Genomic DNA, 8778 nt, shown 5'->3' on the forward strand with positions numbered 1-8778 from the left:
ACAAAAAAATCTCCTGCCGGGAATCCCGACAGGAGATCTGCCTCAGTTTATGGGAAGATTACCAGAGATTGACGACCTCGTTGTACAGACCCTCATAGCTCTTGGCAGAGTTGGACCAGCTGAAGTCGCACTCCATGGCACGGCGGACCAGAATCGGCCAGCCATCCTTCTGCCAGTATCCTTCCTTGGCACGCCAGCAAGCTTCATACAGCTCATGGGCATTGTAGTTGGCAAAGGTAAAGCCATTTCCGTACCCGTCACCGGAGTCGTGAATGGAATCCCGCAGACCGCCGGTCTCGCGCACCACCGGAATGGTGCCATAGCGGCAGGAGACCATCTGGGCCAGACCGCAGGGTTCGGAGCGGGACGGCATCAGGAAGATATCGGCACCGGAATAGATCCGCTGGGCCAGCTTGGCATTGAAGCCGATGTACACACCCACGCGGCCCGGATGACGGGCGCACAGTTCATTGAAGAAGTTTTCGTACTGCGCTTCACCGGAACCGAGGATGACCAGCTCAATTCCCTGCTGCAGCAGGCCTTCGGCGATGGAGCGGACCAGATCCACACCCTTATGGCCTACCAAACGGGTGACCATGGCCATGACCGGACTGCCGTCCTTGTTCAGGTTCATCTCATCCTGCAAAGCTGCCTTGCAGGCCACCTTGCCTTCCTGGAAGGTATCGACATCATAGTTTTTGACGATATCGGGGTCGGTGGCCGGGTTAAACACGTCCACATCAATGCCGTTGAGGATACCGCACAGCTTGTACTGTTTCTGACGCAGCAGACCATCCAGGCCATGGCTGAACCAGGGATCCAGAATTTCCTGGGCGTAGGTGGGGCTGACGGTGGTGACCTTATCGGCGGTCTCGATGGCGCCCTTCATGAAGTTGGCGCAGCCGTCGTACTCGACCACATGGGCATCCCGATTGCCGATACCGCAGGTATCTTCCAGAATATCCAGACCATACTTGCCCTGATAGGCAATGTTGTGGATGGTAAACACCGTCTTGATCCGGTTGAACTTGTCCAGATGACGATAATACAGGTTCAGGTATACCGGCGTCAGCGCGGTCTGCCAGTCGTTGCAGTTGATGATATCGGGCTCGAAATCCGTATAGAACAGCATTTCCAGAATGGCGCGGGCAAAGAAGGCAAAGCGCTCGCCATCATCATAGAAGCCATACAATCCGCTGCGCTTGAAGTAATATTCGTTGTCGATGAAGTAAAAGGTAACGCCGTCATGCTCGGCCTTGAACAGGCCGCAATACTGGCTGCGCCACCCCACCGGCACACTGAAATTGGTGACATAAGTCAGGGTGTCCTTGAACTTCAGGTCATTGTACAGCGGCATCACCACACGACAGTCGATACCGTCCTGGACAAGAGCTTTAGGCAGGGCACCAGCCACGTCGGCCAGACCGCCGGACTTGGCATATGGGGCTGCTTCGCTGGCTGCATACAAAATTCTCATGGTTGGGTAGCCTCCTTGCGGATCTATCACGCGCAATGCGCGGAGAAGTAAAAGAAAGGGCGGGAGACTCCCCCGCCCTCTCAATCAGGCGCGGCCGCCGGGGAGATGTGGCGGCCCGCCTTTTTGAGCGATCAAACCGTGTGGTTCTTGGCAACGAACACCGGGAACGAATCGGTGCCGCACAGCTGCTTGCCGGTGGTGATATGAACGTTCTTATCAGTCACGACATATTCAACGGAGCAGTTTTCTTCCACAATGGTATCCTGCATGAGCACGCTGTTCTTGACCACGGCGCCCTTCTTGACAACGCAGCCGCGGAACAGCACACTGTTCTCGACCTCACCCTCGATGACGCAGCCGTCAGCCAGCAGGCTGTTCTTGACCTTGCTGCCGCTGATGTAACGGGTGGGGTTATCATCACGAATCTTGGTGTAGATGGGGTTGGCGGGGTCAAACAGCTGATCGACGTTACCCGGCTGCAGCAGGCGCATATTCTCGTCGAAATAGCTCTTCATATCCGCCAGACGGGCCGCATAGCCGGTAAATTCATAAGCCTGGACGTTCAGCAGGCTGAGGTTGCGGGCCAGGATATCCCGTTCAAAGTAGACCAGACCGCGGACAGCAGCGTCACGGACCAGCTGGATCAGGCTTTCACGCTCGATGACATACAGGTTCATGGACAGATTCTGCATGCCGGGACGATAATCGTTGGACAGCAGTTCGGTCACACGGCCGTTGGCATCCATCCGGATGGTGTAGTTGTCATTGCGGGCACCATCGGGAATTTCCGCACGGTTATAGACCATGGTCACGTCGGCGCCGCTGTTGATATGCGCTTCCAGCAGCTTGTTGAAGTTGAAGTTCATGGCGATGTGGGAGTCAGAGAGAATGACATAGCGCTCTTTCTGCGCAGTCAGCCAGGTCAGCACGCTGGCCAGTGCATCCACGCGGCCGGAGTACAGCTTGACGCTGCGCTCTGCAAAAGGCGGGATAATGTTCAGACCACCGCGCTTGCGGGTCAGGTCCCATTCACGGCCGGCTCCCAGATGGTCCATCAGGGAGTGGTAGTTCTTGCGGACGATGATCGACACATTGTCCACGCCGGAGTTGGCCATGTTGGACAGAGTGAAGTCGATCATACGGTAACGGCCCGCAAACGGGATGGAGGCCATTGTGCGCTCCGCCACCAGTTCGGGGACAAGGTTATCATAAGAGTTGGCGAAAATAACGCCCAGAGCATTTGCGTTGCTGCTTACCATTGTTCCTCACCATCCTTTACATCATTGGAGACCATTGCCTTGGGGCCCACCGTTGCGCCCTTGCCGATCTTGACGCCGGCGCCCAGAGTTGCCACATCGCCGGGTTCGGCAATGTTCAGGCCGCCTTCGGGCATCTTGCCGACGGTTGCACCTTCTTCGATGGTGCAGTTTTCGGCGACGATGCAGTGTGCCACGGTAGCGCCGGCCTTGATGACCGTACCGCCCATGACAACAGCGGCTTCGACCGTTGCGCCCTTTTCGACCACAACGCCCGAGAAGAGGATGGAGTTCTTGACGGTGCCGTTGACCTTGCAGCCTTCGGTGACCATGGAGTTTTCAATGTCGGCATCCGTGCCGATCTGCTGGCAGGGACGGCCGGAGTTGCGGGAGTAAATCTTCCAGTTTTCATCAAACAGGTTGATGCCGGAATGAGAGGGATCCAGCACTTCCATGTTGGCCTGCCACAGGGAGGAAATGGTGCCCACATCCTTCCAGTAGCCGCTGAAGCGGTACGCATACATGCGGCGGCCGTCCTTGAGCAGCGCGGGAATGACGTTCTTGCCGAAGTCATTTTCGGAGTTGGGATCCGCTTCGTCGGCGATCAGGTAGGCCTTGAGCACATCCCAGTTGAAGATGTAGATACCCATGGAAGCCAGATTGGACTTGGGATCCTTCGGCTTTTCCTGGAACTCATTGATACGGTCATCGTTGTCGGTGACCATCAGGCCGAAGCGGGAAGCCTCACTCCATGGCACTTCCATGACGGCAACGCTGAACTCGGCGTTCTTTTCCTTGTGGAAGCGCAGGAAATCGCTGTAGTCCTGCTTGCAGATCTGGTCGCCCGACAGGATAATGACATACTGCGGATCATACCGATCGATGAAGGAAATATTCTGATAAATGGCGTTGGCAGTGCCCTTGTACCAGTCAGAGCCGCTGGCCTGCTGATACGGAGGCAGAACATGTACGCCGCCATGCAGGCGGTCCAGGTCCCAAGGCTGACCGTTGCCGATGTATTCGTTCAGAACCAGCGGCTGATACTGCGTCAGGATGCCAACCGTGTCAATGTCGGAGTTGACACAGTTGGAAAGCGGGAAGTCGATAATGCGGTACTTTCCGCCAAAGGGTACCGCCGGCTTGGCCAGCTTCTGGGTCAGCGCATACAGGCGTGAGCCTTGTCCGCCGGCCAGGATCATTGCGATCATTTCTTTTGCCATAATGTTTCTCCCCTTAAATATGGTATTTGCAGTGGATCAAATATTTCCTTCCATCTTTTCAGACGGTTTGGACTTGGTTTTGCGCGTACGGGTCGATGCAGTGGTCTTGCGCGCAGTGGGCTTTGCCGGCTTTTCCGCTTTGACAGACTTTTCTGCCTTGGCAGCCTTTACCGGTTCTTCCTCCGCTTTCTTGGTGGGCTTTTTGCGGGGCGCGGGCACGCTGAAATACATCGTGGACAGCGGCGGCAGCGTCAGGGTAATATGCTGCTCAAAGCCGTGCATAGCGCCCTTCTTGCTGCGGACCGTACCGTTGGTAACGCCCGAACCGCCGTACTTGACATCGTCGGAGTTCAGAACTTCCTTATAGCTGCCGGCGTTGGGCACGCCCATGGAGTAGCCTTCCCGCAGGACAGGGTTGAAGTTGCAGACGATGAGGACCATCTTGCCCTTGGCGTCCCGACGCAGGAACGCAATGACACTCTGCTGGTTATCGTCCGGCACGATCCACTGGAAGCCTTCCCAGCTGTAATCCACCTGCCACATAGCCGGCGTTTCCAGATAGAACTTGTTCAGATCACGTACATAACTCTGCAGCTGGTGATGCTTATCGTACCCGAGCAGCATCCAGTCCAGCGGTTTATTTTCGTCCCACTCGATGAACTGGCCGAACTCCTGCCCCATGAACAGCAGTTTCTTGCCCGGGTGCGCGGCCATGTAGCCATAGAAGGTACGCAGATTGGCAAACTTCTGTTCGTAATCACCGGGCATCTTGTTGATCAGGCTGCACTTGCCATGCACGACCTCATCGTGGCTGATGGGCAGCACAAAGTTTTCACTGAACGCATAGAAGAAGCTGAAGGTGACCTTGCCGTGATTGCCGGCACGGAACAGCGGGTCCGTCTTCATGTAGCTGAGCATGTCATTCATCCAGCCCATATTCCACTTGAAGTTGAATCCCAGGCCGCCGTCCGCGGCAGGCTTGGTAACCAGAGGCCATGCGGTGGATTCTTCAGCGATCATCATCTTGTGGGGATAGCGTCCCAGAACGGTGCTGTTGCACTTCTGCAGGAAGGCAATGGCTTCCAGGTTTTCCTTACCGCCGTTGACGTTCTGTTCCCACTCGCCGTCCCGACGGTTGTAATCCAGATACAGCATGCTGGCCACTGCATCCACGCGCAGGCCGTCCACATGGTACTGCTCGATCCAGAACAGCGCGCTGGAGATCAGGAAGCTCTGCACCTCCGGCATGCCATAGTTGAACACCATGGTGCCCCATTCCTTATGCTCGCCGCGGCGGGGGTTGGGGTCCTCATAGCAGGGCGCACCGTCGAACATATACAGACCATAGGCGTCCTTGGGGAAATGGGCGGGCACCCAGTCCAGAATCACGCCGATGCCGGCATTGTGCATCTTGTCCACAAACGCCATGAAATCATGGGGCGTACCGTAGCGGCTGGTGGGTGCATAGTAACCTGTGACCTGATACCCCCAGCTGCCGTCGAAAGGATATTCGGTGATGGGCAGCAGTTCCACATGGGTATAGCCCATATCCTTTATGTACGGAATCAGCTCGTCCGCCAGTTCGGAGTAGTTGTACGGCACACCATCCGCCTTCATCTTCCAGCTGCCCGCATGCAGCTCATAGATGAGCATCGGCCCGTTGATCACATCACGTTTTTTCTGCTCTTCTTCCCAGGCGGTATCATCCCAGGCGAATCCGCTGAGTTCATAGACTTTGCTGCCGTTGGAGGGGCGGGTCTCGGCGTGGAACGCATACGGATCAGCCTTATAGACCAGTTCATCCGCCGGGGTGGTAACACAGTATTTGTACACGTCAAACTGCTTGATCCCCGGAATGAACAATTCCCAGATACCGTCATCCACCTTCTGCATCGGGTGGGCGGTGGGCATCCAGTCATTGAAGTTCCCCACTACCGAAACAGCCTTTGCATGCGGAGCCCACAGGCGGAACACACATCCCGCCTGACCGTCCTGCTCGCAAAGGTGTGCGCCGAAATAGCGGTAAGCCTCCATATTATTGCCCTGCTTGAACAGATAGATCGGCAGGTCGGAAGGTTTTGGCACCTTTTCTTGCTGTTTCAATTTGATCTCCCCTTACAAAACCATGCTTTGTGTGGTTCTGCTGCTGCAGATCCACTGATTTTTGTGGTTCTATTGATTCTATATTACCCGTTTCACACACGAATTTCAAGACTTTTCTGTAATAAACCGCTAAAATTTTATCAAGCCTGCCTGTCGATTTGTGCAAAATAGTCATTTATCATGTTGCTTGATGACATTATGCAACGAAAAAAGCGCCTGCAGCGCACTTTTTGTCAGAAAAGCACGCTGCAAGCGCTGTATTCATCACGAACCGAGAATATAGTAAGGATTGGTACCTTCGTATTTGTTCCGCCGGTCCCAGGCGGTGTGGGTCTGCAGGTATTCCGTCCAGGCTGCGTAACCGGCAGGGCCCATATGGATACCGTCGCTGGTCTGGTATTCGTCGATCTGGCTTCCGTCGGGATAGGTCAGGGCTTCCTGGATATTGACGAAATAGCACCCGCGGGTCAAAGCTATGTTGGCCAGCATATTGTTGATGGTCTGGATACGGGCGTTGTCCAGACCCGGCTTGGTCTGGACAACCGTTTCCTGCACGCCGGGAATGGCCTGGATATAAATGGCCACACCAGGCAGGTTCTGCTGCAGGATCTCGATCATCTTGTCATAATAAGCAACAAAGGAATCCTCGTTGCCCTGATTAACCAACGCATTGGTGCCGAACAGCACATACAGGAAATCCGGCTGAGAAGCCACCACGGCGTCCAGGGCCGCCTCGTCCACATTGCGGGCGTAGTCATGCACCACTGCATTGTTGACGATGATCTGGGGGCCTGCACTGCGGTATCCCCTGACCTGGGCATTGGTAAACCCGGTGGCGTAGATAGCCATGCCTTCGGTAATGCTGTCCCCCAGGAAGGTAGCGGTGTTGAAATGCTCCCTGGTCACACGACCGGACTGGGGCAGCGCCACCATTCTGGCATCGGTATTCAGATATTCAAAATCGATGGTCTGTTCCACCGGCTGGCTGGTATCCCAGGAAGCGTTGTCCACCGCCGGCAGAAGGCGCTGCGGCGCATAGGGCGAAGCACTTTCCGGACTGGCCGCCGTTTCCGTGGTGGCAGGGGCCGGAGACGCTGTTTCCGACACGGCCGTTTCCGGCGTGCTCCCCTGCGGCGGTGTATCATTCTGGCTGCGGAACCAGAAATATCCGGCAGCCGCGCACAACAGAGCCATAACAATCAAAAGCGCGATCACCGCCTTGCGGCGGCGGCGCTGGCTTTCCACTTTTCTGCGATAGTAATAATAATCTGCCATAATACAGAGATCTCCTGTGGTTGTGCACGCCTTCTGCATGCAGCATAACAAGTACATGAGGTATTATACCTCTTTTTCCATCACCAACGCAAGGGAAAAACCCGCCCTCCCCTACCTTTTACAATTTTGTGCGCTGAATCGAACGCTTGACGGTTTTGCCGTGCCCCCGTATAATAAAGAGAGAGAAACCAATACTTGGTATAGCGCGCCTGTGTTCTGCACCGGTGCCGGGAGGGTTTGCCATGGCATGGATGATTGTATCCGACACTTCTTGTGACATCCGGGAACTGACGCCGCTTTCTGCAGGAGTGCAGTTTGCACTGGTCCCGTTCAAAATCCGCATCGGGGAGCGGGAATATGTGGACCTGCCCACACTGAATGTGCCGCAGATGATCCAGGCGATGACCGACTACAACGGCGCCTCTTCTTCCGCTTGCCCCAGCCCCGAGGAATGGGCCGAGCGTTTTCTGCAGGCTGACCAGGTCATTGCCATGACCATCAGCAGCAATCTTTCAGGCAGCTACAACGCCGCTGTGGCTGCCCGGGAGATGGTGCTGGAAGAACACCCGGAAAAGAAGATCTTCATTCTGGACACACTGAGCTGCGCCGGCGCACTGGCTTCGGCGGCCGCTCTGGCCAACCGTATGATTGGAGAAGGCGCCGGGTTTGAGGAGATCTGTCAGGCCCTGACCGAGTTCAGCAAGGAAGGCCACATTCTGTTTGCTCTGGCCAGCTTTGACAATCTGGCCAAAAATGGCCGCGTTTCCAAGGTAGTCGGCTTTATCGCCGGACGACTGAACATGCGGGTGCTGGGCAAGCGCACCGCCGACGGCAAGATCGACTTTTTCTTCAAGACCCGCGGCGAACCCCGGGTACTGGCCCGCATTCTGGAGCAGATGGATCACGATGGCTTCGACGGTACCCGTCCGGTGCTCATCAGCCACTGCAGCAACGAGAACGCCGCCGCCCTGCTGACCCACGGCATCCGTGCCAAATGGCCGGAAGCCAATGTACAGGTAGTCCCCTGCGGCGGTCTTTGCAGCTTCTACGCGCAGGAGCAGGGCATTATCATTACCTACTGAGAAACCACCAGCACACCCCCGGAGAGGCTCTCTCCGGGGGTGTTTTTATACTGTGGCGGGCATTATTGCCCCAATTCGGCAAAAGCCTGTGCGCAGCGGTCCAGCCACAGTTTCTCATACTGTGGCTGCCCCACCACACGTTTCCTCAGGTCCCCCACCGTACAAACGCCCGCGTCCCTGCACCAGCCAATGGCCGTACGGTAGGCCTTCTGTCCTTCCGGGCCCACCACCATTTCATCCATATCATAACAGACCGGACAGGGCAGCCCCAACAGCAGCAAAGCCAAAGCCCGCGTGTGGCCATCGGTCAGGGTGAGAAAACCGTCACCGAAATCATGCACCGGAAGCGGGCGGCAAGCGTTCAG

8 protein-coding genes are annotated in these 8778 nt (G+C 56.0%); 1 reads left to right on the forward strand and 7 read right to left on the reverse strand.

From position 1 onward, the window contains the following. Positions 1-58 precede the first annotated feature (58 nt). The 6 genes from glgA to Q0K17_RS03845 form a co-directional block, all read right to left on the reverse strand. Positions 59-1477, reverse strand: a complete 1419-nt coding sequence (gene glgA, locus Q0K17_RS03820) for a glycogen synthase GlgA (RefSeq protein WP_294540126.1) — start codon at positions 1475-1477, stop codon at positions 59-61. A gap of 131 nt (positions 1478-1608) precedes the next feature. After that, complete coding sequence (gene glgD / locus Q0K17_RS03825) at positions 1609-2736, reverse strand: glucose-1-phosphate adenylyltransferase subunit GlgD (protein WP_294540128.1); 1128 nt, start codon at positions 2734-2736, stop codon at positions 1609-1611. After that, complete coding sequence (locus Q0K17_RS03830; RefSeq protein WP_294540130.1) at positions 2730-3953, reverse strand: glucose-1-phosphate adenylyltransferase; 1224 nt, start codon at positions 3951-3953, stop codon at positions 2730-2732. The genes glgD and Q0K17_RS03830 overlap by 7 nt, the downstream gene beginning before the upstream one ends. Before the next feature lie 36 nt (positions 3954-3989). Continuing rightward, entirely contained in the window at positions 3990-5987 is a 1998-nt protein-coding gene (gene glgB / locus Q0K17_RS03835; protein ID WP_294540140.1) for a 1,4-alpha-glucan branching protein GlgB, read from the reverse strand. 1 nt (position 5988) lies between these two features. After that, positions 5989-6231 carry a hypothetical protein gene (locus Q0K17_RS03840; protein WP_294540132.1) on the reverse strand — a complete coding sequence of 81 codons (243 nt, stop codon included), beginning with the start codon at positions 6229-6231 and terminating at the stop codon, positions 5989-5991. A gap of 89 nt (positions 6232-6320) precedes the next feature. Beyond that, entirely contained in the window at positions 6321-7331 is a 1011-nt protein-coding gene (locus Q0K17_RS03845; RefSeq protein WP_294540134.1) for a GDSL-type esterase/lipase family protein, read from the reverse strand. Between the two features lie 242 nt (positions 7332-7573). Between Q0K17_RS03845 and Q0K17_RS03850 the strand changes: the two genes are divergently transcribed. Continuing rightward, a complete protein-coding gene (locus Q0K17_RS03850) occupies positions 7574-8413 on the forward strand; it encodes a DegV family protein (protein WP_294540136.1) in 840 nt (279 codons plus the stop codon). A 62-nt stretch (positions 8414-8475) separates the two neighbouring features. Here the strand turns inward: Q0K17_RS03850 and Q0K17_RS03855 are convergent. After that, on the reverse strand, positions 8476-8778 hold a 303-nt coding region (locus Q0K17_RS03855), incomplete at its 5' end, for a hypothetical protein (RefSeq protein ID WP_294540138.1).

This window comes from uncultured Gemmiger sp., assembly GCA_944388105.1.
In the GTDB taxonomy this organism is placed as follows: domain Bacteria; phylum Bacillota; class Clostridia; order Oscillospirales; family Ruminococcaceae; genus Gemmiger.